The 501-nt window shown below is 57.9% G+C and carries 1 protein-coding gene; it reads right to left on the bottom strand.

What is annotated here, in order from left to right; all coding sequences use genetic code 11:
• Positions 1 to 501 (bottom strand): 30S ribosomal protein S3 (rpsC, locus tag ACU8YC_RS26360; RefSeq protein ID WP_446896174.1); only part of this gene is annotated, 501 nt, incomplete at both ends.

Genomic DNA, 501 nt, shown 5'->3' with positions numbered 1-501 from the left:
CCCATCACTTCGCCTTTGAAGATCCACACCTTGACACCAATCACACCGTAGGTGGTGTGCGCTTCGTAAGTGTTGTAATCGATATCGGCACGCAGGGTGTGCAGCGGCACACGACCTTCGCGATACCACTCGGTACGGGCGATTTCAGCCCCACCCAGACGACCACTGACCTGGATCTTGATGCCCTTGGCACCAATACGCATGGCGTTCTGTACGGCGCGCTTCATGGCGCGACGGAACATCACGCGACGCTCCAGCTGCTGAGCTACGCTCTGTGCAACCAGCATGGCGTCGAGCTCCGGCTTGCGGATCTCTTCGATATTGATGTGCACCGGCACACCCATTTGCTTGGTCAGGTCCTGACGCAGCTTCTCAACATCCTCACCCTTCTTGCCGATCACGATGCCGGGACGAGCGGTGTGGATGGTGATGCGTGCGGTTTGAGCCGGGCGATGGATATCGATACGGCTTACGGACGCGCTTTTTAGTTTGTCTTGGAGG

The organism is Citrobacter sp. VF227 (assembly GCF_052950715.1).
The sequence above is the reverse complement of the archived record's forward strand: the minus strand, read 5'-3'. Positions and strand labels throughout refer to the sequence as shown.